The sequence below is a fragment of the Enterococcus sp. DIV0240d genome (assembly GCF_051711245.1).
Classification (GTDB): domain Bacteria; phylum Bacillota; class Bacilli; order Lactobacillales; family Enterococcaceae; genus Enterococcus_D; species Enterococcus_D casseliflavus.
This window is the reverse complement of the sequence record NZ_JBIOMG010000001.1, coordinates 852,705-877,500: the sequence shown is the minus strand read 5'-3', so window position 1 is coordinate 877,500 and position 24,796 is coordinate 852,705. Positions and strand designations below refer to the sequence as shown.

The 24,796-nt window shown below is 44.2% G+C and carries 20 protein-coding genes, 2 rRNA genes, 1 other RNA gene and 1 pseudogene (1 of these 24 running past the window's edge); 8 read left to right on the top strand and 16 right to left on the bottom strand.

The window, feature by feature from the left end:
• The 4 genes from IGJ25_RS04135 to IGJ25_RS04120 all read right to left on the bottom strand — a co-directional run.
• Positions 1–1,092: ribosomal RNA gene (locus IGJ25_RS04135) — 23S ribosomal RNA — on the bottom strand (it extends 1,823 nt beyond the left edge of the window).
• 229 nt (positions 1,093–1,321) lie between these two features.
• Positions 1,322–2,880, bottom strand: a 16S ribosomal RNA gene (locus tag IGJ25_RS04130).
• Together the 16S and 23S rRNA genes form the textbook arrangement of a ribosomal RNA operon.
• Before the next feature lie 564 nt (positions 2,881–3,444).
• Positions 3,445–3,807: a hypothetical protein gene (locus IGJ25_RS04125; protein WP_005227664.1), complete on the bottom strand. Its 363-nt coding sequence runs from the start codon at positions 3,805–3,807 to the stop codon at positions 3,445–3,447.
• A gap of 67 nt (positions 3,808–3,874) precedes the next feature.
• Positions 3,875–4,255 carry a CvfD/Ygs/GSP13 family RNA-binding post-transcriptional regulator gene (locus IGJ25_RS04120; protein ID WP_005227662.1) on the bottom strand — a complete coding sequence of 127 codons (381 nt, stop codon included), beginning with the start codon at positions 4,253–4,255 and terminating at the stop codon, positions 3,875–3,877.
• Between the two features lie 93 nt (positions 4,256–4,348).
• On the opposite strand from IGJ25_RS04120, the gene IGJ25_RS04115 reads away from it, so the two are divergent.
• Positions 4,349–5,530 (top strand): MalY/PatB family protein, encoded by a 1,182-nt coding sequence (locus IGJ25_RS04115; RefSeq protein ID WP_081117374.1) that lies wholly within the window; start codon positions 4,349–4,351, stop codon positions 5,528–5,530.
• An 87-nt stretch (positions 5,531–5,617) separates the two neighbouring features.
• Here IGJ25_RS04115 and IGJ25_RS04110 read toward each other — a convergent pair whose 3' ends face one another.
• On the bottom strand, positions 5,618–6,205 hold the full coding sequence (locus IGJ25_RS04110) for a peptidylprolyl isomerase (protein WP_005227659.1): 588 nt from the start codon (positions 6,203–6,205) through the stop codon (positions 5,618–5,620).
• A 140-nt stretch (positions 6,206–6,345) separates the two neighbouring features.
• Between IGJ25_RS04110 and IGJ25_RS04105 the strand changes: the two genes are divergently transcribed.
• The 5 genes from IGJ25_RS04105 to IGJ25_RS04085 all read left to right on the top strand — a co-directional run bounded on the left by IGJ25_RS04105 (position 6,346) and on the right by IGJ25_RS04085 (position 10,082).
• A complete protein-coding gene (locus IGJ25_RS04105) occupies positions 6,346–7,323 on the top strand; it encodes an NAD(P)/FAD-dependent oxidoreductase (protein ID WP_010748839.1) in 978 nt (325 codons plus the stop codon).
• A gap of 5 nt (positions 7,324–7,328) precedes the next feature.
• Positions 7,329–7,970, top strand: coding sequence for a bis(5'-nucleosyl)-tetraphosphatase (symmetrical) YqeK (yqeK, locus tag IGJ25_RS04100; protein WP_081117372.1), 642 nt, complete (start codon positions 7,329–7,331; stop codon positions 7,968–7,970).
• Between the two features lie 107 nt (positions 7,971–8,077).
• The gene (locus IGJ25_RS04095; RefSeq protein WP_005227653.1) at positions 8,078–8,587 is read left to right on the top strand and encodes a phosphatidylglycerophosphatase A family protein; all 510 of its coding nucleotides are present in this window, start codon (positions 8,078–8,080) and stop codon (positions 8,585–8,587) included.
• 83 nt (positions 8,588–8,670) lie between these two features.
• Positions 8,671–9,237, top strand: a complete 567-nt coding sequence (locus IGJ25_RS04090) for a transposase (RefSeq protein ID WP_438779118.1) — start codon at positions 8,671–8,673, stop codon at positions 9,235–9,237.
• Positions 9,195–10,082, top strand: a complete 888-nt coding sequence (locus IGJ25_RS04085) for an IS3 family transposase (RefSeq protein WP_438779440.1) — start codon at positions 9,195–9,197, stop codon at positions 10,080–10,082. The genes IGJ25_RS04090 and IGJ25_RS04085 overlap by 43 nt, the downstream gene beginning before the upstream one ends.
• Before the next feature lie 108 nt (positions 10,083–10,190).
• Here the strand turns inward: IGJ25_RS04085 and IGJ25_RS04080 are convergent, their stop codons facing one another.
• From IGJ25_RS04080 to IGJ25_RS04035, 10 genes are all read right to left on the bottom strand, one after another.
• Positions 10,191–10,829, bottom strand: coding sequence for a TIGR01906 family membrane protein (locus IGJ25_RS04080; RefSeq protein WP_081116958.1), 639 nt, complete (start codon positions 10,827–10,829; stop codon positions 10,191–10,193).
• Positions 10,826–11,596, bottom strand: a complete 771-nt coding sequence (locus tag IGJ25_RS04075; RefSeq protein ID WP_010748835.1) for a TIGR01457 family HAD-type hydrolase — start codon at positions 11,594–11,596, stop codon at positions 10,826–10,828. The genes IGJ25_RS04080 and IGJ25_RS04075 overlap by 4 nt, the downstream gene beginning before the upstream one ends.
• Before the next feature lies 1 nt (position 11,597).
• Entirely contained in the window at positions 11,598–12,218 is a 621-nt protein-coding gene (locus tag IGJ25_RS04070) for a YutD family protein (RefSeq protein ID WP_081116959.1), read from the bottom strand.
• 90 nt (positions 12,219–12,308) lie between these two features.
• A complete protein-coding gene (locus IGJ25_RS04065; RefSeq protein WP_081116960.1) occupies positions 12,309–13,691 on the bottom strand; it encodes a bifunctional metallophosphatase/5'-nucleotidase in 1,383 nt (460 codons plus the stop codon).
• Positions 13,692–14,322: 631 nt separating this feature from the next.
• Positions 14,323–14,409: signal recognition particle sRNA small type (gene ffs, locus IGJ25_RS04060), an RNA gene on the bottom strand.
• Between the two features lie 29 nt (positions 14,410–14,438).
• The gene (tadA, locus tag IGJ25_RS04055) at positions 14,439–14,945 is read right to left on the bottom strand and encodes a tRNA adenosine(34) deaminase TadA (RefSeq protein ID WP_438779117.1); all 507 of its coding nucleotides are present in this window, start codon (positions 14,943–14,945) and stop codon (positions 14,439–14,441) included.
• Between the two features lie 131 nt (positions 14,946–15,076).
• Positions 15,077–15,412: a hypothetical protein gene (locus tag IGJ25_RS04050; RefSeq protein WP_005227636.1), complete on the bottom strand. Its 336-nt coding sequence runs from the start codon at positions 15,410–15,412 to the stop codon at positions 15,077–15,079.
• A gap of 68 nt (positions 15,413–15,480) precedes the next feature.
• Complete coding sequence (locus IGJ25_RS04045; protein WP_081116962.1) at positions 15,481–16,848, bottom strand: RsmB/NOP family class I SAM-dependent RNA methyltransferase; 1,368 nt, start codon at positions 16,846–16,848, stop codon at positions 15,481–15,483.
• A gap of 139 nt (positions 16,849–16,987) precedes the next feature.
• Positions 16,988–17,737: a YczE/YyaS/YitT family protein gene (locus IGJ25_RS04040; protein ID WP_081116963.1), complete on the bottom strand. Its 750-nt coding sequence runs from the start codon at positions 17,735–17,737 to the stop codon at positions 16,988–16,990.
• 99 nt (positions 17,738–17,836) lie between these two features.
• The gene (locus IGJ25_RS04035; RefSeq protein ID WP_225001305.1) at positions 17,837–18,640 is read right to left on the bottom strand and encodes a MerR family transcriptional regulator; all 804 of its coding nucleotides are present in this window, start codon (positions 18,638–18,640) and stop codon (positions 17,837–17,839) included.
• A 106-nt stretch (positions 18,641–18,746) separates the two neighbouring features.
• On the opposite strand from IGJ25_RS04035, the pseudogene IGJ25_RS04030 reads away from it, so the two are divergent.
• Positions 18,747–20,480, top strand: a pseudogene (locus tag IGJ25_RS04030) (ABC transporter ATP-binding protein).
• Entirely contained in the window at positions 20,473–22,257 is a 1,785-nt protein-coding gene (locus IGJ25_RS04025; protein WP_208788466.1) for an ABC transporter ATP-binding protein, read from the top strand. Before IGJ25_RS04030 ends, IGJ25_RS04025 begins: the two are co-directional and overlap by 8 nt.
• Before the next feature lie 128 nt (positions 22,258–22,385).
• Here the strand turns inward: IGJ25_RS04025 and IGJ25_RS04020 are convergent, their stop codons facing one another.
• Positions 22,386–24,794 (bottom strand): glycoside hydrolase family 2 TIM barrel-domain containing protein, encoded by a 2,409-nt coding sequence (locus IGJ25_RS04020; protein ID WP_438779116.1) that lies wholly within the window; start codon positions 24,792–24,794, stop codon positions 22,386–22,388.
• Positions 24,795–24,796 lie beyond the last annotated feature (2 nt).

Here is a 24,796-nt window from a genome sequence, read left to right as displayed (position 1 = left end):
AGTTGTCTGTGCAACCCCACATCCTTTTCCACTTAATAGTTATTTGGGGACCTTAGCTGGTGGTCTGGGCTGTTTCCCTTTCGACTATGGATCTTATCACTCACAGTCTGACTCCCGGATATGAATGAATGGCATTCGGAGTTTATCTGAATTCGGTAACCCGAGATGGGCCCCTAGTCCAAACAGTGCTCTACCTCCATCATTCTCAATTCCGAGGCTAGCCCTAAAGCTATTTCGGAGAGAACCAGCTATCTCCAAGTTCGTTTGGAATTTCTCCGCTACCCACACCTCATCCCCGCACTTTTCAACGTACGTGGGTTCGGTCCTCCAGTGCGTTTTACCGCACCTTCAACCTGGACATGGGTAGATCACATGGTTTCGGGTCTACGACAACATACTCATTCGCCCTATTCAGACTCGCTTTCGCTACGGCTCCGTCTCTTCAACTTAACCTCGCATGCTATCGTAACTCGCCGGTTCATTCTACAAAAGGCACGCTATCACCCATTAACGGGCTCTAACTTGTTGTAGGCACACGGTTTCAGGATCTATTTCACTCCCCTTCCGGGGTGCTTTTCACCTTTCCCTCACGGTACTGGTTCACTATCGGTCACTAGGGAGTATTTAGCCTTGGGAGATGGTCCTCCCGGATTCCGACGGAATTCCTCGTGTTCCGCCGTACTCAGGATCCTCCTAGGTGTTATCCAAATTTCGCCTACGGGGTTTTTACCCTCTTTGACATACTTTTCCAAGTATTTCGACTATCTGAATAGACTACCATATCGGAGTCCTACAACCCCAACAAGCAAGCTTGTTGGTTTGGGCTTTTCCCGTTTCGCTCGCCGCTACTCAGGGAATCGAATTTTCTTTCTCTTCCTGCAGGTACTTAGATGTTTCAGTTCTCTGCGTCTACCTCGACTGCGCTATGTATTCACGCAGACGTAACATCCTATAAAAGATGCTGGGTTCCCCCATTCGGAAATCTCTGGATCATAGCTTACTTACAGCTCCCCAAAGCATATCGGTGTTAGTCCCGTCCTTCATCGGCTCCTAGTGCCAAGGCATCCACCGTGCGCCCTTATTCACTTAACCTTTGACCTTACGGTCGGTTTTGAGTACTTCTTCTAGCGATAGAAGGTTGCTCAAGAAAATAAGCGTTGAACTTATTAAAAAACTCTTTTAACATTTCAACTCGGTGTGTGTTACTTGTTTTGATTATTTCTTCGATATCCAGTTTTCAATGAACAAATTTTGTTTGAGAGTAAACCTCTCAAAACTGAACAAAGGCAAACGATGTGTAGTCTTCCGAAATATTCCTTAGAAAGGAGGTGATCCAGCCGCACCTTCCGATACGGCTACCTTGTTACGACTTCACCCCAATCATCTATCCCACCTTAGGCGGCTGGCTCCAAAAGGTTACCTCACCGACTTCGGGTGTTACAAACTCTCGTGGTGTGACGGGCGGTGTGTACAAGGCCCGGGAACGTATTCACCGCGGCGTGCTGATCCGCGATTACTAGCGATTCCGGCTTCATGTAGGCGAGTTGCAGCCTACAATCCGAACTGAGAGAAGCTTTAAGAGATTAGCTTAGCCTCGCGACTTCGCAACTCGTTGTACTTCCCATTGTAGCACGTGTGTAGCCCAGGTCATAAGGGGCATGATGATTTGACGTCATCCCCACCTTCCTCCGGTTTGTCACCGGCAGTCTCGCTAGAGTGCCCAACTAAATGATGGCAACTAACAATAAGGGTTGCGCTCGTTGCGGGACTTAACCCAACATCTCACGACACGAGCTGACGACAACCATGCACCACCTGTCACTTTGCCCCCGAAGGGGAAGCTCTATCTCTAGAGTGGTCAAAGGATGTCAAGACCTGGTAAGGTTCTTCGCGTTGCTTCGAATTAAACCACATGCTCCACCGCTTGTGCGGGCCCCCGTCAATTCCTTTGAGTTTCAACCTTGCGGTCGTACTCCCCAGGCGGAGTGCTTAATGCGTTTGCTGCAGCACTGAAGGGCGGAAACCCTCCAACACTTAGCACTCATCGTTTACGGCGTGGACTACCAGGGTATCTAATCCTGTTCGCTCCCCACGCTTTCGAGCCTCAGCGTCAGTTACAGACCAGAGAGCCGCCTTCGCCACTGGTGTTCCTCCATATATCTACGCATTTCACCGCTACACATGGAATTCCACTCTCCTCTTCTGCACTCAAGTCTCCCAGTTTCCAATGACCCTCCCCGGTTGAGCCGGGGGCTTTCACATCAGACTTAAGAAACCGCCTGCGCTCGCTTTACGCCCAATAAATCCGGACAACGCTTGCCACCTACGTATTACCGCGGCTGCTGGCACGTAGTTAGCCGTGGCTTTCTGGTTAGATACCGTCAAGGGATGAACATTTTACTCTCATCCTTGTTCTTCTCTAACAACAGAGTTTTACGATCCGAAAACCTTCTTCACTCACGCGGCGTTGCTCGGTCAGACTTTCGTCCATTGCCGAAGATTCCCTACTGCTGCCTCCCGTAGGAGTCTGGGCCGTGTCTCAGTCCCAGTGTGGCCGATCACCCTCTCAGGTCGGCTATGCATCGTTGCCTTGGTGAGCCGTTACCTCACCAACTAGCTAATGCACCGCGGGTCCATCCATCAGTGACGCAAAAGCGCCTTTCAACTTTCTTCCATGCGGAAAATAGTGTTATACGGTATTAGCACCTGTTTCCAAGTGTTATCCCCTTCTGATGGGCAGGTTACCCACGTGTTACTCACCCGTTCGCCACTCTTTTTCTTTCGGTGGAGCAAGCTCCGGCGAAAGAAAAAGCGTTCGACTTGCATGTATTAGGCACGCCGCCAGCGTTCGTCCTGAGCCAGGATCAAACTCTCATAATGATTTGTTTGAATGACCATACGGTCATTAAGCTCATAAAAATTAACTTTGCTAGCTATTGCTTGCATGTATTTGTTTCAATAAATTGAAACGTCCTACACATTGGTTCGTTTGCTTGCTTTGTTCAGTTTTCAAAGGTCTACCGTGCTGTGTTAGCAACTTTTATATCATATCAGAGCTACGTTTAATTGTCAACTCTTTTTTAAAAGTTTTTTCGCTCGTTGTTTTTCAACTTCGTAGCGGCTGCCTCAGCGACTTAATTAGAATAACAAATGATTCGTTATTTGTCAACAACTTTTTTCAATTAATTTTGTTGATGTATCAACATTGATTAACTGTTTTATTATTGCGACTTCGTTATAATATCATCTGTTTCATTTTTGGTCAAGTCTTTTTTTGAAGTTTTTTCAACTGTTGTTTTGACCCGCTGGCTCAATTGCCAACGTTGACTAATTTACCATTCTTCTTGACTCAGGTCAAGGAAATATTTCATTTTATTTACAAAAAGTTTTCAATAAAAAAAGACCGTCGTAACGGTCTTCAGTTTTTTCGCTAATATTCAGGTGCTAAAAGAACGGAACGCCTTCAATCTCGTAGTCTTCAATGATCTTACGAAAGATATTGGGCTCTTCCCACGCATACCCTTCTGGCAGCTGTTGCGTTTGTCCTGCTTCTTGTGTTTCAAAAACAAATAAAGGAATGTTTTGCGTATCAATATTGCCATTTGTGAGTTCAACGAGTTCGATCGCTGTCACATCAAGGTGGATACGGTCTTTAAACAATTGTAAGATCGTAGCCAAGCCGGTTTTATCTTCAGAAAAATCCGTTGACGCTAATTCCGCAGTGCCTTCGTGTATTTGCATCAAAAATCGTTTCGAACCATTTGCTAAGTGCATCATAACTGTACCCGCTACTTTTTTGGATCCCAAAATACCCACCTCAGTTATTCATCTGTTTGTAAACTAATTTTAGCACATTTTCAGAAAATATGCACGATTATCTGCTGCTGTTTTCTTTTTCTAACATTTCTTTGGCCTCTTTCACCCACACTGGTAAAGCTTCTCCAATCGTACGAAAACCGATCCGCTTATTCTTATTTGTAAAGTAGCGTTTACGCTTAAAGGGTGGCTGAACAAAACTCGTTTCCAATGTACGGCGGGACAAACTGATCTTTTGGCTGTATTCGTCAATATCAATGATTTGTACACGGATCTTTTGCCCGATCTGTAAGACTTCATGGATATTTTTGGTAAACCCAGATTGGATCTCTGAAACATGGATCAATCCTTGTGTTTCCTTATCTAACGAAACAAATGCACCATAGGGTTGAATCCCAGTGACTGTTCCTTCTATAATGTTCCCGATTTGATAATTCATAGTCTTTCCTCTCTTTTCCACTTTCATTATACTTGAACTAGTGGTAGATTTGAAGCATCAGAAACAACGTTGCACAATATAGGAGGGAAACGCATGATCAATTTTGACAAAGTTCATCCGCGCTTAAATACCAATAGCGTCAAATGGGATACCATTGCAAAAACCTATAAGGAAGAAAACTTGTTGCCGCTTTGGGTAGCCGACATGGATTTTCTGGCACCAGAACCTGTGAAAAAAGCTTTAGAAAAAGCAGTTGCCCAAGGGATCTATGGGTACTCTACCATCCCTGATTCGCTGCTTGAATCCATCATCGATTGGCAGCAAAGACGTCATGGTTATACCATCAATAAAGAAGCGATCCTTTTTAATAGCGGTGTGGTCCCTAGTATTGCACTGGCGATCCAAAGTTATACGCAAGAAGGAGATGCCGTATTGATCCACGATCCGGTCTACCATCCCTTTGCCCATGTTGTCAAAAACAATCAGCGGACCTTAATTCAAGAACCGTTACTAGAAAAAGCTGGCCACTTTGTCATCGATTTTGAGGCGATGGAACAAACCATCATCGAAAAGAAGGTAAAATTGTTTCTTCTATGTAATCCTCATAATCCTGGCGGTCGCGTGTGGTCAAAAGAAGAACTGCTGACGATCGGCCGTATTTGTCAAAAGCACCAGGTGATCGTTGTCAGTGATGAGATCCATCAAGACATCGTTTTTGCACCAAATCAATTTGTCTCTTTCCAAACAGTCGAGCCAAGCTTTGCCGATTTTTCGATCATCTTGACCTCAGCAACCAAGACCTTTAATTTAGCTGGGATCAAAAATTCGATGGTATTCATCAAAGACAAAACCTTGCGCAGCCAATTTGCAAAAACACAAGAACGCAACGTTCAAGGGGAAATCAATACGTTTGGGTTGGTCGCTACTGAAGCAGCGTATCGTGAATCTGAAGCATGGTTAGAAGAACTTTTGTCCTATTTAGAAGCAAATCGCACCTTTGTCTGCGACTTTTTGACTGAACAACTCCCAGCAGTGACCTTTCAAAAACCCGAAGGTACTTACTTGATCTGGCTGGATTTTTCTGCCTATGGCCTAACGGACAGTCAGCTGCAGCGCAAACTGATCAAAGAAGCCAATGTCGTATTGAATCAAGGAAGTATCTTTGGTCCTCGCGGCAGTCACCATATGCGGCTGAACTTTGCCTGTCCTAAAGAGCTATTAGAAAAAGCACTCAATCAAATCGCCGCCGCGTTTAAAGACCAACCGATCGGTTAACTCTTTCTTATGAAAAAAAGAACCCAAAAGCAGTTTCAACGATCTCCTTGAGGATGACCGTTGAAACTGCTTTTGGGTTCTTTTGTTTTATTCGCTGATTTCGATCGTTTCGATCACTACATCATGCACTGGACGATCTTGTGGTCCCCGTTGCACGCCAGCGATTTCATCAACGACTGACATTCCTTCGATCACATGACCAAAGACTGTGTGACGGAAATCTAACCAAGGAGTACCACCTGCTTGATACGCTTCGATGATTTCAGCTGGATAACCAGCACCTTCTAATTGACCTAACATGTTGCTAGGAACATTTTGATTGTTTACGATGAAAAACTGGCTGCCGTTAGTATTCGGACCAGCGTTTGCCATGGATAAAGCGCCACGAAGATTGAACAATTCTTTTGAAAATTCATCTTCAAAGCTGCCACCATAGATGCTTTCGCCGCCCATACCTGTACCAGTTGGATCGCCACCTTGAATCATAAAATCAGGAATGACACGGTGGAAGATAATCCCATCGTAATACCCTTTTTTCGCTAATTCAACGAAGTTCTTCACTGTTTTTGGTGCCAATTCTGGGAACAATTGTACAACTACATCCCCACGATTGGTTTTGATGACTGCTTTATGGCCAGTTTGTTTTTCTAATGCTAACTGTGGAAATTCAGACACATTAACTCCTCCTTCTCTCTCATAAATCCATGATAGCAGAAAATTGAAAAAATGCTAGTTTGGATAATTTTTGCTATAATGAAGCTATTCGTACACTACGAACACGCTTCACCCCAACGTGGTTAGAAAAGAGGAATAACATGGATATTTTTGATATAACGATTATCGGCGCGGGACCTAGCGGGATGTTTTCTGCTTTCTATGCCGGTATGCGTAACGCCAAAACCAAGATCATCGACAGCTTGCCGCAATTAGGCGGTCAGCTTGCTACTTTATACCCAGAAAAATACATCTACGATATCCCAGGTTATCCGAAAATCAAAGCGGGCGATCTTGTCCAAAACCTGGAAAAACAGTTGACGACCTTCAATCACCAATATTGTTTAGAAGAAACCGTCTTGTCGGTCGAAAAACAAGAAGACTATATCGAAGTCACCACCGACAAAGGAATCCATTACTCGAAAGCCGTGATTTTGGCTTTAGGAAACGGCTCCTTCCAGCCACGCAAACTGACTTTGCCAGAAAGCGAGCGGTTTGAAGGATACGGCTTAGACTATTTTGTCACCGATTTGATGAAGTATGCTGGACGCAAAGTAGCGATCGCCGGTGGCGGCGATTCTGCCATCGATTGGGCATTAATGCTGGAGCCGATCGCTAGTGAAGTCTACTTGATCCATCGCCGTCCTGAATTTCGTGCCCATGAACATAGCGTTAGTAAATTACAGGCTTCTGCCGTCAACATTTTGACTCCTTATGTGATCCAAGAAATCCAAGGAGAGCAACGTTTGACTGGTGTCTCGTTGCAGCAAGTCAAGGGTGATGAAACGGTCAGCCTTTCATTGGATGCTTTGATCGTCAATTATGGTTTCTCTTCCACATTGAACATCAAGGATTGGGGCATGAAAAGCAGTCGCCAAGGAGTCTTCGTCTCTTCAGATATGAGCACGTCTGTTCCTGGGATCTATGGCTGTGGAGATGTCGTTTTATACGATGGAAAAGTCGACCTGATCGCTACTGGTTTCGGGGAAGCCCCAACTGCGGTGAACAATGCGCTCCACTACATTGATCCCAAAACGCGGACACAACCTGCCCATAGTACAAGTCTTTTTAAGGAGTAGCTGAGATGAAACAAGCTGGTCAACGTCAACTTGCCGCCTATGCTCTCCCCTTACAGGGGGAGACCCTCACTGAGCAAATGGTTCAGTATCTGGAAGCCTTCGATCATGCCGAAACGGCGGTCCACAATCTAGCTGTTGCCCAAGAAGCCAAACGATTGGCAGAACGGTTTCAAGTCAATGCGGAGAAAGCTTACTTGGCAGGACTGCTGCACGATGTCAGCGTCGTCATCCCTAATGACCAGCGAATCGCCTTGCAGATAGCAGTAGGCGAACCGATCTTAGACGAGGAGCGGCAAGCACCTTTTTTGCTGCATCAGCAGCAATCCGCTTTGTTGGCAAAAACGGTTTTTCAGGTGTCTGATCCAGACATTCTGTCCGCCATCAGCTGTCATACCACCTTAAAGGCCCATTATCGTCGTCTCGATCTACTCATTTTTTTAGCCGACAAAATCAAATGGGATCGTAAAGATCAAGCGCCTTTCTTAATCGGCTTATTAGACCGCCTCGATGATTCCTTGGAAGCCGCCGCTGGGTATTATATGGACTGGCTTTTTGCTGGTGACTTGGTGGTCCCCCATCCTTGGGCAGTGGCAGCCAAAGCAGAACTAGCCAACACCTGTGATTCAATGGATGTCAGAAGGGATTAAACCCAAACGGCATGGGCTGCAACTGGAATAGGGCACTACTTATGATCGCAATCCATCAGTCGCATGTTGACTTTTGAATAAACTATATTTACATGGAGGGAAACTATATGGTATTAGAAAGCAAAACACTTGAAGACAAAGCAAGAGAATTGTTGGCCGACCGCGGTGTCTCGCTGCAAGACATTGGCGAATTGGTGATGTTCTTGCAAAAAGATTACATTGAAGGCATCACGTTGGAGATGTGTATCGAAAGCGTCAACGCTGTCTTAAGCAAGCGGGAAGTCCACAACACGATTTTAACGGGGGTCCAATTGGATATTTTGGCAGAAGAAAATCAACTGCTGCATCCACTGCAAGAAATCGTCAAAGAAGACGAAGGGCTTTATGGGATCGATGAGATCCTCGCACTATCCATCGTCAACGTGTATGGCTCCATCGGCTTTACTAACTACGGATACATTGATAAAGTCAAACCGGGCATTTTGAAAGAACTGAACAAGCACGACGGTCCCCGCGTTCACACCTTTTTAGATGATATCGTAGGTGCCATCGCCGCTTCTGCCGCAAGTCGCTTAGCCCATCAACACCCAAGTAAATCTCATTACATTACGCAATAAAAAAAAGACCGACGATTCGCCTCCCTGAAGCGACCCCCAAAAGTTAGACCAAAAAAATCTAACTTTTGGGGGTCGTTATTTGTATGGCAAAATATCCTTTTGAATTAAAACTAAAAATCGTTAAAGAATATCTTAGTGGCGTGGGCGGATATCGGTATCTTGCCAACAAATACGGTATTTCAAGCAAGTCTCAAGTAAGTAATTGGGTGAATGCCTATCGTGAATACGGAGAGGAAGGTCTATTGAGAAAGCATCAAAATCAGAAATATTCTGTTCAATTTAAGTTAAATGCGCTAGAGTTATATCAAACAAGTGAGATGTCCTATCGAGAAGTTGCTAGCACTTTAGAAATGAACAACCCTGCGCTTATTGCCAATTGGATGCGTAATTTCAGAGAAGCAGGTATTGAGGGGCTCTCAAAAGAGAAAGGGCGACCACTTACTTTGACTAGAAAAAAAGAAAACAAAAAAGAAAATACAACAACTGAAGAACGCGATTGTATCAAGGCATTAGAAAAGCAAGTCCGATCCCTTCAAATTGAGAATGCCTTTTTAAAAGAGTTGAGGAAGCTGCGAAAACAGGAAGCCCAGCAAAGACGCAAGAATCAATCGCACGAATCATCGCCAGCCTCCGAGGATCATTCAAACTAGTTGAGCTTCTTGAAACATTGAAATTTCCTAAAGCAACCTATATGTATTGGCAGAAACGGTTTGACAGACCAAACCCAGACCAAGAAATTGAAGAAAAAATGCTTGAAATTCGCAAAGAGCATAAAGACTATGGCTGTCTGCGACTAAAAAAAGAATTAGAGAATCAAGGGATTCATGTCAATAAAAAGAAGATTCAACGTCTGATAAAAAAACTAGGTATCGAAGTAAAGTCTTACACTCGAAAATCTCGACGGTACAATTCTTATCGTGGGAAGGTTGGCACTGTCGCCAAAAATCGTATTCATCGTCGGTTTTATACAAATATCTGTCACCAAAAAATTACAACTGATACCACAGAGTTTAAGTATTATGAAGTAGACACCACAGGTGTCGTTCGTCAGAAAAAGCTGTATTTAGATCCTTTCATGGATTTCTACAATAGTGAAATTCTATCTTATCGGATTTCTGAAAAACCAAACGCACTAGCCATAATGGAAGGATTAGAAGAAGCAATCCAGATGACAAATGATTGTCCATTTCGTAGAACCTTCCATTCAGATCAAGGATGGGCCTATCAAATGAATGCTTATAAGAATAAATTGAAGCAGCACAAAATCTTCCAGAGTATGTCTCGTAAAGGGAATTGTTTAGATAACTCACCTATGGAAAACTTCTTTGGTTTATTAAAGCAAGAGATTTTTCATGGAGAAGTCTATCGGAGTTTAGATGAATTGAAAACAAAAATTGACCAATATATCTATTATTACAACCATAAACGCATCACAAAGAAATTAAATTGGCGAAGTCCGGTTCAGTTTCGAGAAGCTGTAAAAACAGCTGTCTAACAGTTAATCTTATCGTACAAAAAAGGAGTGGATTTCTCCACTCCATAAAAGTCTAACTTTTTGGGGTCACTACACCCTCAAAGGAAGGGATCGTTGGTCTTTTTTTCATTACACTGTTTTTTTCAAGCCTCGTTTGCCCCACCAATAGAAGGCAAAAAAGAAGACTTCAATCAAGACGAAAAAGAGAATAAAGCAATGCATGAAAAACGTTTCTGGCAGCACGTTGATGATCGGATCGGTGGCTGGATTAAAGAGCCAATCGTCGTTACTGAAGAAAATCTCATGGAACGTAACGAAAAAGCGGTCAAAGCCGACAGCCATCAAAAAACCGAAAATCAGCGGCAAAATCATCCCCCATTGAAAGGGACGAATCAAGCGCCATTGCTGTTTTTTTTGCCGTAACCGATTGACGAACCAGATACTCGGCAGCAAAGTGACGATCATCACGGCATAATTTAATAGAAACAACTGCTTCACATCGTAAAAATGCCCAGCGCCAGCTTCAGACATTGGAAAATCTGGCAAGGCGAGCGTACTTGCAAAAGGATTGTTTAGAAAATCTAACAATAAGCCATAGTTCTTCAACAACTCTTCTCTTGTTAGCGAGGTATAATCCAACAGATTCAAGTGATCGACATCAAACCAATATAACGGTCGAAAATTGATCGTTAGGGTGATCGCTAGACTGACCAAAAACAAAAACAAGCAGACAAATCCTAAGCGTTCAAGCCACACTTGCTTTTTCATTGTTCAAAATCCCACTCATCTAAAGAATCCACCACATAGGTTGGTGCTACCGGTAATGTCGGAACCGCCGCTTTCGGGGTAAAGCCAGATAATACGAGCAAAGAATCGATCCCGTTTTGGATCCCCGAGCGAATATCGGTTTCGTAATTGTCCCCCACCATCAAGACCTCTTCTTTTGATAAGCCGATGTGTGCCACCGCTTTTTCCATAATGATGGCTTCTGGCTTGCCAATAAAGATCGGTTGAGTTTGGGTGGCAGTCTCCACCATTGCGATCAGTGAACCCGCACCTGGCAACAAGCCTCTTTCCGTCGGGATATTTTTGTCTGGATTGGTCCCGATAAAGGTAGCTCCTTTTTGGATCGCTAACGTTGCTAAAACAAATTTTTCATAGGTCACATGGTTGTCTAAACCAACCACGACATAATCCGGATTGGTTTCCTCCCACTCAAACCCAGCAGCTAAGATCAAATCGATCAACCCCGCTTCGCCGATCACAAATACTTTGCGGCCTTTGCCATGGTCTTTCATAAAATCGATCGTCGCCAAGCTTGCGGTATAGATCGTTTCTGGTGCCACATGGATTGAAAATTCATCCGCTAATCGCTGCGCCACGACTTCAGGACTGCGGGTCGTATTATTGGTCACAAATAAATAGGGCAGTCCTTTTTCTTGTAAGGATTCTACGAAGCGTTTCCCAGCAGGGATCGGCGCTTTTCCTAAATAAATCGTGCCGTCTAAATCAATCAAATAGCCTTTATATTTCATCTTATTCTTCCCTTTGTCGAATCGTAAACTCTTTTTTGCCTTTTTTCACCGTGGTTGTTTCGGTTTTTTTGACGTTCTTTTCTTTTGGTTTACGATTTTTGATCGTTGGTTTGCTTTTTTTCTGAGGTACTGTGTCACGCTTTTCTTCTATATGGGCGTTTTGTTGTGTGTTTTGATTTTGATTGTTTTGGGTTGGCTTTTTCTTGCGTCGGCGGGAGGTACTTTTTTCTTTCTTGCCGCCAACTCGTTGGATCACGAAAAAGGCACAACCGAAGTTGCAATACTCATACAAATAGTCTTCCAGCATGTCGATACGCTGATCGGGTAATGCTTTGCGGTTATCCTTTTCAAAAAAGCCCTTCAAACGCAGCTGCTCATAACCCCAATCGCCTACGATATAATCATAACGTGCCAACACTTCACTGTAACGCTCGCCAAGTTTTTCTGGATTGAAGCCTTCACGATAATCCATGACCAATTTGTATTGTCGATTGCCAATCATTAATTCTTCATCATTTAACAAAGTCACCAACTCGCCTTTTTGCGGTTGTTTCGCTGGTTCTTCAATAATTTCTTCTAGTACAGATGTCATTTCATCTGTGATCGTTTGTTTTTCGGTCATTTTTTCACCACCTGTTGTTTATTATACCTTGTTTTATTCCCCAATGATAGTCACGGTTTTCTCGCAAAATCCAGCTGGAGGAGTGACGAACTACTGGATGGGGTATTTCTGACTCAGGTAATCACCGACCACTGTGCGAATAAAGTCGGGAAAAAGAAACTCAACGGTTCCAGCAATCTCGATCGTCGGGAAAAACGGAATAAACAAGTAGTGATCCACAAGGGTCAACGTGTAGCTTTGAGCAGGATCGACGGGCTCTTGTTTCCACAATACTTGGTGGTTTTTTTCATCAAAGCGGATGCCTTCATAAACCAGTTCACCAAAAATCTTCCCTCGAAAGCCCATTCCCATAATTGGGAAATTGCGCAAAAAGTTGCGATTTTTTTCCATTTCTAAGACCAATCGAATGACATCTGCGCCTTGCAGCGTCACCCGAATCAAATGCATCGGATGGGGTAAAATCGTGTGCAGTTGATCTTGATCGACCCGTCCTTGCGGCAAATCATCTAAAAATAGCCCCGTATTTAAGATGGCGGCATCCGTCTGTCCTTTGGCACATAATGCCAAAAGCGCCTCCCGAACCAAGGAATGTTCACTTTGCCAATCCCTCGTAAATGCTGCTGGAATTTCTGCCACCTGATTTGCCCGCAGCAAGCGATGGCCGATCGATAGATATTCGGCGATCTCTTCCTCATCTTGCGGAAAAGCCACCAACGAATCCGTCGGAATCACACGGGCGCGATGCTTGATTGGGCGGTGGTGATCATCTAAGACCACTTCGACTTCGCCAATGTTAAAACCAAACTTGCCAGCTGCCCCAATTTGAACGCCATTGATGACTTCGCCCTTTTCAAACAAATGGTGCGTGTGAGAACCTAAAATAACATCTAGTTCTGGAAAGTCCCTCGCAATCTGGCGGTCAGCATTAATGCCTAGATGGCTCATCAAGACCAGCAGATCGACCTCGGGGCGCAAATGCTGCACCAATGAAGGCAAAATCTCCAAGGGTTCGCGAATGTCCCAGCCGTTTGGGGCATATGTCAGCGGAAACGGTGCTGTAAAAGCAATCAGGCCGATTTTAGCGCCTTGATTGCTTTCCATGATTTTGTATTCTTGTGCCCACTTTGGCGGACGCAAATCCTGTTTATCAAATAAATTGCCTAAAATGACAGGAAATTCTGCTTGGTCATATAAATGCTGCAAGACCTCTTTGGGATTGCCAACCCCTTCATTGTTCCCAATCGTCACCGCATCGTAATGTCCTTGATTCATCAAATCGACATTCGCCTTGCCGTCAGTTGCTTCTGTCAAAGGATGCCAACGATCGACAAAGTCGCCTAAGTCGAGTGCGATCACTGTCTCTTCGGTCGTATCCGCTTCTCGTTTTCTTTGATCCAAATAACGTCGCATCTTCGGCCAATGTTCTAGGTGGGAATGCAGATCGTTCGTATGAATAATCGTAATTTTTTCCATTGTGCGCCTCTTTTCAAATACGTCGCCTGAAATCACTATCCATTTCTCTTGGCAGCAAGGGTTGCCAGTAGAAAGGCGACGGAAGTCTCTACAAAATAAGCATAGCATAAAATCTCTGGGAAACCATTGGAATGCTTGGAAAAGAATGGTGACTTTTTGTAAAAAAGAACCAGCTGCAGTAACAGTTGTTCAAAAGAAAAAATCACTTTCTGACTGTAAAAAGGAAAGTGATTTTTTCTGGTTATTTTTGAGAAGTTCTATCGATAACACGGCGGCGGCAATTCGTTGAAGAGAAAATAAAGAGTTCTTGAAACGAAGATTCTATCGAATATCGAGAGCAGGTAATCCATGTTTCAGTTCGTCAGAACTACTGATTTTTTGAGAATATAAAAATCGTCAACGGAAAAGTTATCAGAGTAAGGTTCTAAACAGGAATAAAGCCTTTGTATCAAAAATACAACTTAACCCTCTGAGAGCTGCTATCGATTGCCTAGATTTAAAGCAGAATACAATTAGAACAGTCCTTGGTGTCACAAAGAATTTCAAAAATAAAAAAACCTAAGACAGTCTGTCTCAGGTTTGAATGATCATCGATTCAATTAGTACTACTGCTTTCTTCAAAACAAGCAGTTTTTCAATCAGACACATGGAGAATCCTGCTTAGTGCTGCTTCCTTCCGGATCTGACACGCTTCACAAGACCTCCATTGTCCTAGCCTTTCGGCAAAACTTAGTATAACGTATTTCGTTAGAGATTGCCAGCCTTTTTTTGTTTTTTCTTTTCTCGTAATGCTCGGAAAAAATCTGTCAGCAGCTGGCCGCATGCTTCTTCTAAAATGCCGCCTTCCACATAGGACCAATGGTTGAAGCGCTCATCTTCCAATAAATTCATCAATGTACCAGCAGTGCCGCCTTTGAGATCGTAGGCACCAAAATACACTTCTTCCACCCGTGCCAATAACATCGCCCCACTGCACATTGGGCATGGTTCCAAGGTCACAAACAGCTGCGCTTGTTCTAAGCGCCAACTTCCGACAGTGCGACAGGCTTCTTCGATCGCAAACATCTCCGCATGCGCTGCGGCTTGCTGCTGCGTTTCTCGTAGATTGTGCCCACGACCAATGATTTTACCATCCAAGACGACGACAGCACCGATCGGTACTTCTGCCAAATCTTCTGCTTTTCGGGCTTCTTTGATTGCTTCTTCCATAAAGAACGCTTTTTCCTCGGCAGTCAAGGTACTTGTTTTTTCCACGACTTCACTCTCACTCCTCTACCTCGCACCATTTCGTGCATTTCCTTGTTAGTATAACGAAAAACGCTTAGAAAGACGAGAAAAACTCGCAAAGACCGATGTCCCTGCGAGTTTCAAATGGAATGATTGGCTTAAAAGACGGAATCAACAAAGCTCGTCAACTTGTCTTTGACATGTTCTGTCGAATCTTTGATATTGTCTCCGTAAACAGAGATTTTGTTGCGGCCCTCATTGACTTTTTTCATCACACCTAACAACGAATCCAATTCATTGTCGGACAAGCCGTCTACGACATCCAGCAATTTTTCATTGCCGTTGAATTTGTCATCGACAAATTTCTTTACTTTGTGTCGGTTGCAAGCGAAGCGTACTTTATTGAATACTTTGTCTGATACAACGACGGCAGTAGTGATCCCAGCGATCGCTGCAATGCTTAATCCAATCGTTACTTTTGATGATGTTTTCATATCGATCAGCTCCCTTATTTTGCTACTTCCATCATAGCACGAGGACTGAAATAAAAACACTATTTCGTTTAAATCGCTTTGAATCTTAATCCTTTAGGAAAGAAGTTTTTCACGGTTCCTTGGACTTGTTTTCCAAAACCGACTGGGATCTCATCGACTGTCAAAATCACCCATCCAGCATTTCCTGGCACGCTCAAGGTTTCACCTGCCACATAATGCTGCCATTGCGGCAAAGTGATTGGCACTGTCGGTGCCCCTTCTTCTGCATGGATCGCCAATGCCAACGCATAACTTGGCTCGATCCGATTCTTCTTAACGACGCCGACGTGCAAACCTGGGCGCATAAACTTGATCCCTTTTAAAGAAGGCATTTCTTCAGGAACGAGCCAGAGGTTTTCTCCTAGCAGCTGAGGCGTCGCATTCAGTGCCTGTAAAAAAGGAAACTCCTTGCGAAAGGCTTGCCACAACTTTTGAGTCGCTGCATCCAATGGACTCTTGGCTGTCGCTCCTTTGCCTTTTTTCTTCTTTTTCACTGGCGCTGCTTCTGCTAGCGAGGTCAATTTCGCAGCGAAATGACCTTCTCCTTGGTTTAAATGCGGCCATAAGCGGATGGTTTTCTCAATCCCAGGTGCAGCTCCCCACTCCCTGCGCCCATGAGATACATTGTCCAAGTCGATCGCTTCGATCGTGAAGGGGTACTCCTCCATTAACCAAGCCATCATCGCTTCGTTTTCTTCTGGGGCAAAGGTACAGGTGGAATAGATCAGCTGCCCCCCCGGTTTTAGCATCGTAACGGCTTGTGCCAAAATGTCTTTTTGTCTGATCGCACACTGATCAGGTGTTTCTGCTTGCCATTCTTCTAAGGAGACGGGATCTTTACGAAACATCCCTTCACCAGAACATGGGGCGTCCACCACGATCTTGTCAAAAAACTGAGGAAAATGGCGGCTCAATTCTTGCGGTGCCTGATTGGTGACAACTACATTCGCGAAGCCCCAACGCTCCACATTTTCTGATAGGATTTTGGCACGCTTGGGGAAAATCTCATTTGCTACAAGCAGTCCTTTTCCTTGTAACTGGCTTGCCAGCTGCGTTGTTTTGCCCCCTGGTGCCGCACATAAATCTAAGACCAGCTCCCCTGGTTGAGCGGCTGCGATCGTTGCTACGATCATCGCACTAGGTTCTTGGCTGTAGACATAGCCAGCTTGATGGAGCAGCGAACGGCCTTTGACTTCGCCAATATAAGCAGCTTCTGCATAGGGGGCAGGTACAGCGGCTGGCCCATATTTTGCCAGCATCGCTTGTGCGTGCGGCTTAGCAACATTCAAGCGAAAGCCTTTGACTGGCTGATTATCGGTTAAAGCGGTAAAAAAAGCTGGTGCTTCTTCTCCTAGCAACCGTTGGTATTTTTCAATAAATGGTGTTGGTAATTGCATACTTACCCCTCCTCGGCTTTTTTATTCTAGCGACTGAGAAGCAATTATGCAAGAATTCCTTGATCAAATGGCAAAAAAACTGCAGCTGAGTGAAGTGGGCGACTAAATCGCTTCGACTTCTCTTTGCTGCAGACCTTTTTTATTTAAAAATCGCTTTTTTGACACTGCTTTCGATGAATGGCTGAGAGACACGGTTGTCCCAGAATTTGATCAGTGGGCCCACTAAAAAGGCACTGATGAAGGTTCCGATTCCAATAGGCCCGCCTGTGAAGAGCCCAATCAAGGCAAAGGCAACGTCTTGAATCACCCGCACCACTCGATAGTTGGCTTTCGTCTGATCGACGATGGTTGGGGCGATCGCGTCATAGGGGGCGCTGCCCAAATTCGCTGACATATAAAACGAAGCACCGAAGGTAAAGAAGATAATCCCGATCAACAAGAACAAGCCTTGCTGCCACCAGTTATTGGGACCGACGGATAACCAATCAAAAACATTGGTATAAAAGTCGATGAAAAATCCTGTCAGCACCATATTGATGACCGTCCCGATGCCGATATGGCGACGGCCAAAGATAAAAATCAATACTAGGACAGCGATATTGATCATCAATTGATAGACCCCAAGGGATAACCCTAGTAGCTCGCCGACACCGATATTGGCAGCTGTGTATGGGTCTAGCCCTACTCCGCCGACCCGCAGCAATGCCGCCCCGAATCCTAAAATGGCGACACCAATCAACGCATAAAGCGAGCGTAATCCTGTTTCTTTTTTCATTAAAATTTCCCCTTTTTTCTCATCTGTTCTTTCAAGTATAACGAGAAAAAAGGAAAATGGGAATTTCAACGCTTCCCAGGGCTCTTTGTAGGGATAAGATCTGGCTTCGTCCATCTCCTTTGCTTCTATTTTGCTTCCATTGAAAAGCCCGCAACAACCATTGCGATTGCGTATCTTGATTTTCGGTTCCTACAGATACGCGTGCCTCGTCCATTACTCGGGCTTCACTGGAACCATCACTTCAAATATCTGCAATTCTTTTTGGGCGGTAAAGACTTCATCTTGCCATAACAATTCCCAAACATCGCCATCGATCTTTAAATGATTCTCTTTTAGAAAGGCTTGGATGCGATGGGTAAAAGCAGCAATTTGTTCCTCTCCCTCACTGACAAACCCAGACACATACGTGCCAGTAGGACGCGTGATGATCAGCTTTTCAGGATAGAGATGCAGCCGATCTTGTGGAATCAAGATCAGTGCCCGATAAGGCGATGCGTGAAAGGTCTGATCCTCTAATGTCGTTCCAGCACTTAAAAAGCCGATGGGGTAGCCACTGAAAGCATCTTTATAATCCACTAGCGGATAAAAACGGGCGTACACTTGATAAGCAGATTCTGGATCATCGCCAGCGATCTCTTCGGAAACGATAAACGCCTCTGCTTCGTGGTGCGCTATCGTAAAGGTCTCAAAATCGGCTTTCTGTACTTTTTCATAGCGCTGGATGTAGCGATCGAAGGTTCGTTCCAATTCTTGCAGCGCAGCGATTTTGGTACGAACTTCTCCTCGCCGTTCCACAAGTTCCTTTTGCGTGTATTCAGGGTTGCGGTTTTTCAAAAATTGTCGAATGTCTTGCAAGGGCATGTCTAAAGAACGCAAGAGCAGAATCACGTCTAACTCAAGGCATTGTTCAAAGCCGTAGTAGTGATAGCCGTTTTCACCAATCGATTGCGGTTTGAACAAATCGATCTGATCGTAATAAATCAATGTGCGCCGACTCACGCCAGCATAAGCGGACATCTCACTGATGGTCAATTGTTTTTTCAAAAAAATTTCACTCCTTGCTTGACTGTAACGTAACGTTACAGTTTATTCTACCATAGAACGACATTTTTGGAGGGAAATCATGAAACAATTACAGTTATTTTATAAAGAAGAACGACGCTTCTTTTTCAGTTTATTTCTTTTGATGCTGGTCCAATCCTTCGGCACACTCTTGTTGCCGTATTTTTTGGCAAAAATCATTGATGAAGGGATCTTGAAAGTCGACACGACAGCCATTTGGCACAATGGCTGGTGGATGTTTGCCATTGCCATCGGCACCGTGATCGTCTCTGTAGGCGGTAGTTATTTATCTGCCCACCTTTCAGGAAAATTCGGGCATTTTTTGCGGATGCGCCTTTTCAAAAAAACACAAGAACTCTCTGTATCCGCCGTTGATGGCTATGGTACGCCCACTTTGCTGGCACGTACCACCAGCGACATCAACAACATCCAACAAATTTTGATGATGGCGCTGCAAATGATTTTGCCAGCCCCAATGATCGTCGCTGCTTCAATTTTTCTAACCGGCACCGTCTCTTTACGGATGATTTGGGTCCCAATCGTAGCGATCCTATGTTTTTCAATGATCGCTTATGGAGTGATTCGCAAAGCGATCCCATTATCACAAATCACGCAAAAACTAGTCGATAACATGATGCGGATCTTACGAGAAACCTTTACTGGCGCTCGGGTGATTCGAGCATTCGACAAAGCTGCTTACGAAAAAGAACGGACAGATCAAACACTGACGGAATATGCGAAAACCATGATCCAAGTCAATCGCCTCTTTGCTGTCTTGAATCCGACCGTCAATTTAGTAATGGGACTCTCGATTTCGACTATCCTTGTCTACGGCGGCTATCAAAGTCTGCAGGGCCACCTTGCTATTGGTAGTATTACTGCCATCATCGAATACACGATCCTGAGTCTCTGGTTTTTGACTATGGCAGCGATGGTGATCGTGATGGTGCCTAAAGGCTTGACTTCCTTGCAACGGATCACAGAAGTTTTGGAAGAACCAATTGATTTGATCGACGGTGACCAAACCTTAAACAAGACCGCCGTGTCAGAAACGATCGCAGCTTTCAATCACGTGCAGTTTACGTATGAAGGTGCCGAAGAACCTGTCTTAGAAGATATCAGCTTCGAGATCCATCGAGGCAAAACGACAGCGATCGTTGGTGGAACTGGTTCTGGCAAAAGCAACATCGCCAAAGCGCTGTTGCGTTTCAAAGATGTGACTGCTGGTTCGATCACGCTTTTTGGCCGCAACATCAAAGAGATCTCACAAGCCGAATTACGGGACTAAATTAGTTATGTCCCGCAAAAAGCGCTCTTGCTTAGCGGCACGATTCAAGAAACCTTGCGTTTCGGCAATCGTCCAGCAACCCATGAGGCGATGGCAAAAGCCGCTGAAGTTGCTCAAGCCAAGTCATTTATTGAAGGCTTGCCTGAAGGTTATGAAAGTCCAGTTGCTCAAAAAGGCAGCAATTTCTCTGGCGGTCAAAAGCAACGATTGAGTATTGCCCGAGCGCTGACAAAGCCAGCAGAAATCTACTTCTTTGACGACAGCTTTTCTGCTTTGGATTATCAAACAGACGCCAACTTGCGGCGTGCATTGAAAGAATACACGAAAGATGCCGCCGTCATTATCGTGGCTCAGCGGGTATCGACCGTCAAAAATGCCGATCAAATCATTGTCTTGGATAACGGCAAGATGGTCGGTAAAGGAACCCACGAAGAATTATTACGCAATTGCCAAACTTATCAAGAGTTTGCCTCATCTCAAGGAATGGGAGGAATGAAGGATGAGTAAACAAACAATGGATACCCCAAAAAACATGAAACATACAAGCCGACGCTTGCTGCGTTTGCTGATGGAACAAAAAGCCCGCTTTCTACTGATTATCGCTTCCGCCTTGTTCTTTTCCTTACTAATGTCCATCGCCCCTTTGATCTTGGGGCGTGGACTGGATAATCTGATTGCCTTGTTTCAACAAGAAGGCTGGCAGATCAATGATTTTTGGCAAAGTATTTTAGGTCCAGTCGTCCTTTTAGCGGGAACGTGGCTTTTGATTAGTCTCTTTTCCTTGCTGCAAGAGTATACGATGGCCAGTGTCAGTGAAACCCTGACCTTGACTTTACGCAAACAAATCAGTGACAAATTCAATCGCCTGCCTATCAGTTTTTACGACAAACATCATACTGGCGATATTTTAAGCCGAGTGATTCTCGATTTAGATAAAGTATCCGAAGTCTTACAAGTCGGTTTGATGCAGTTGATCACCGCAACCATCAGCATTACCTTCGGCTTGATCGCTATGCTTTATCTCAGCCCATTACTGACGATCGGCGTGGTTCTGATTTTGCTTTTGAGTGCTTTTGTGACCACCGTTCTCGCACGAAAAAACTTGAGCTACTTTACCAAAAACCAAGAAACATTAGGTGCAGTTAGCAGTCGTGCGGAAGAGTTTTATACCGCAAATCCGCTGATCAAATCCTACAACCAACAAGTTGCCGTTGAAGCGGAAATGGCGGAATTGAGTGAAGCCCAATTTAAAGCCTTTCGGAAAGCACAGTTCGTCAGTGCAGCTATCAATCCATTCGTGCGCTTTATCAATCAAATCGGCTTTATCTTAAGCGCCGTCGTTGGTGGTCTAATGGTGTTGCAAGGGCAATTATCCATTGGTCTCGTACAAGCCTATCTGCAATACATCAACCAAGTGTCTGAACCGATCACGCAAGCCTCTTATATTATGAACACCTTGCAAAGTGCCTTAGCATCTCTCGAACGAATTTTTGAGATCCTTGATTATCCTGAAGAAGAAACTGCGACCCAACAACTGCCAGTTCCACAAAACATCAAAGGAAAAATCGATTTTCAACACGTCTCCTTTGGCTACAGCAAGGAAAAACTCTTGATGGAAAACGTCGAATTTTCCGTCAAACCAAAACAAACGGTCGCGATCGTCGGACCAACAGGTGCTGGAAAAACCACCATGATCTATCTTTTGATGCGCTTTTATCCATTGAATGGTGGGAAGATCTTGCTGGACGATCAAGACATGATGTACTTTTCGGCACCGGCAGTACGGAAAAAATTCGGTATGGTGCTGCAAGATACATGGCTGTTCCAAGGAACCATTGCTGAAAATATCGCTTATGGCAATCCCGATGCCACTCGGGAAGACATCTTGGCTGCCGCGAAAGCCGCCCAATGCGACCACTTTGTGCGGACCCTGCCCAACGGTTACGATACCGTCATTGGTTCCGAAAGCGAACTGTCACAAGGACAACAACAATTATTGACGATCGCTCGGGCGATTTTAGCAGACCCAACGATCCTGATCCTTGATGAAGCCACCTCCAGTGTCGACACGCGGACGGAACAAATGATCCAAACGGCGATGGATCGTTTGACCCAAGGACGAACCAGCTTTATCATCGCCCATCGTCTTTCTACCATCAAAAACGCTGACTTGATTCTAGTGATGAAAGACGGCTCCGTCGTCGAAAAAGGCTCCCATACTCAATTGCTGGCACAAGATTCCCTTTACGCCCAACTATATAACAGCCAGTTTGCAACAGCTTGATGAAAAAGCCGAACCACCAACCTATGACTTTATAAACTGTCGAGGTTGTGGGTCGGCTTTTTTCTTTTTCCGTAAAAATCTGTGAGCACCAAGGCTAACTACTATTACCTTCAATTGCTTCTCTTTTACTAAACTTTTTTTAGTGCTACTTGGATAAGCGGTACTTTTCCTGGTTCTTTTTTTATGATTGACATTAATTTTCCTGAAAAAAGTTTTTTCTCTTGGCAATTATACCCGTCTAGATCTGCGGGATCGCCATTAGCAAGTCCGAGGATTGTTCCATTTTTTACCAAAACCGCTACAAGTTCGTCTGCAGTTGGCACCTCGATCCCTTCTGAATCGATTCCTTGGATCTCAAATAGAGAGTAGTCCGCTCCACAGAATCGTTCTTTAACTGTGACAGAATCAGTCGGACCGCTTGTTTTTCGAGTTGCTTCAATTGTTTGTTCCTCTTTGACACCAATGGCTTTTAAACAACCTGGTTCATAAGGAATATGCCAAGATAGGCCATCTTTATCATTTTTTTTCTTTCCAAAACTCTTCCCGTTCAGAAACAACTCAACAGTATGACAATTAGAAAAAGTCCTCACCTCCGTAACCCCTTGGTCAATTGTTAACCCTTCTTTGTTCCAGTGAGGAAACACATGAACCATTGGTGTTTCAGTCCACCTTGATTGATAATAATAAAAAGAATCCTTTTCAAATCCGACCGTATCTGTAATTCCAAATTGAGAACTGATTCCAGGCCAGTGAAACGGTGCTGGCTCACCGTAGTAATCCATAAATGTCCACAAGAAGACACCTCCCATATAGGCATGTTCTTCTAAGTAACGCAGTACTTCTTTCGGTTTAGCCGTACCACCGGTTCCTGGCTCTTCAGGCTTTCGTTTCCCAGGTAAGACCATAGAATAAAGAGAACCAAAGTTTGAAGTATGACATTTTTCGCTGTTATCTTGATAGACCCCTCTTGTCGAAAAGTAAGAAGCACTTTCCGTACTAAGATATGAAAATAGCGGATACTTTTCCTTTACAGCAACTAAACCTGTCCCATTTACAGCAGACTCAGGATAATTGACCCCGTTCACATCAAAAATACGCATATAAGAAGCATCCACCTGACCAGCAGGATTAAGTAATTCCGCTGAAACAATGAGACTTTGCGAAGTATGGGTTCGGATCACAGCTGCTAATTTTTGTGCCATTCGGTAAGCAAGCGGCGTATGACCAATCACCTCTTCATTACAAAGGGACCAAAAACAAAGAGAAGGATGATTACGTGTTTGCTTCACCATTTTTACCAGCTCATTTGTCCGCCACTCACTAGATTCCAAGATGCGGTTCTCGTTCATAACGATGATACCTAATTCATCACATAATTCAAGGAGATCTTTGGAAGCAAAGTGATGTGCACTGCGATAGGCGTTTACCCCCATTTCTTTCATTTTCAACAGCTTATACCGTAAAATATCTTTTGGTAATGCGACACCTAGACCACCAAAGTCTTGATGCTCACAGACCCCTCTTAATTCTTTACGTTCCCCATTAAGCAGAAAACCTTTCGTAGTATATGCGACTGTCCTAATACCAAAACAAAGCTGATAGTCATCGATTTGGTTCTCGCCATCAAATAGTTGAAAAGTAGCTTGGTATAGATGTGGATTCTCGAGAGACCATAGCTGAGGCGCGCAGATTTTTTGGCAATAACTCCATTCTGTTGTCGCCAAAGGATCTACGTTACACTCATGGATATTTTGTTGATCAGCCACCTGACTTTTGATCGTTATCTTTTGTTTTTTCTCAAAATGATGGTTAGCAAGACCAATGGTGATTTTAAGGAGCGCTTCCTGCTGGTTTATTTCAGTTGTTTCGATAAACGATGCTTCTGCCACAATCTGAAGCTTTGGTTTTATTTCTAAATATACATCCTTATATATACCTGCTCCCTCATACCACCAGCCTTCCGCGCCTTTCGTCGTATCCACTTTGATCAACACCACATTCACTCCCTCTGAGCCGATGCGTATCAGTTCAGAGACATCAAAAGAAAAATCAGAGTATCCACTGTAATGATCACCTAGAAATACACCATTAAACCAGACAGATGCCATACGCATGACGCCCATAAAGTGGAGAGTCACTTGCTTTTCGTTCACTTCATCTAGAGTTAACGCAAAAGTCTTACGGTAATAGGCAATGCCATCTGGCTTTGATCCACTCATCAGTAAATCGGGATCATTAACATACGGAAGTTCATTTTTCCAATCATGAGGGAGATCAACAGATACCCAATCTTCGTCAAGTTCACTTTCCAAAGCAGTGTTCGCCAACATTCTCAAGCCTTTTTCACGATCACCTTGAGCAATCAGCCGTAGAAAATGTTCTCCACCAGCACCTATCAAAACAGTATCCCCCGCTTCATTTTCAAGCGGAGCTGCCAAGCCACCGATAGCTGCGGCTTTTCTGACTGTTTTCATTGGCTCTTCTATCTCACCTAAGTGAAATTGCCAGCCATCATTCAGTAATCGATTTTGTCTCATTT